Annotated in this window: 1 protein-coding gene; it reads right to left on the bottom strand. The window is 52.4% G+C overall.

Annotated elements, in window-relative coordinates:
- Positions 1 to 94 precede the first annotated feature (94 nt).
- Positions 95 to 675 (bottom strand): S49 family peptidase (locus ACTHUM_RS16960; RefSeq protein WP_440403552.1); only part of this gene is annotated, 581 nt, incomplete at its 5' end.

Here is a 675-nt window from a genome sequence, read left to right as displayed (position 1 = left end):
GGACAATAATCAGCGTTTTATTTTAAAAACGATATAAAAAAGGCCGTCTGAAGCCCAATGATTTGGGTTTCAGACGGCCTTTTGGTTTTTTGGTTTACCAAATTTCAGACAAAGTTTCTTTGACTTTGGCCTTCACTTCCGCACCGAAGCGGCGGCTGAGCATTTTGCTGAAATCGTCTTGCGGCGTGTAGTTGACCAGCTCGGGGGCTTTGACGACATCGCGGGCAACGCTGTAAATGCTGCCGAAGTCGTCAATCAGGCCGACCTGTTTGGCTTCTTTGCCGGTATAGATGCGGCCGCTGAAAACGTCGGGATACTGTTTGTCTTTCAACCTTGCGCCACGGCCGAGTTTGACGGCTTTGATGAATTCTTGGTGGATATCGCCCAACATGGTTTCCCAAATTTGGGTTTGCGCCGGGGTTTCAGGTGTGAAAGGGTCGCCCATGCCTTTGTTGCTGCCGGCGGTTTTCAGACGGCGTTTGACACCGGCTTTGTCCATCAGGCCGGTAAAGTCGAACCCGCCGCCGATCACGCCGATGCTGCCGACAATGCTGGAAGGGTCGGCGTAAATTTTGTCGGCTGCGGCAGCAATGTAGTAGCAGCCGGAAGCGCACATGTCTTCGGCAACGAGGTAAACAGGGATGTCTTTGTGTTCGGCTTTGAGGCGGCGGACTT

This window comes from Neisseria sp. P0021.S006, assembly GCF_051956895.1.
Note: the sequence above shows the minus strand (reverse complement) of the source record. Positions and strands in the feature narration are given on the sequence as shown.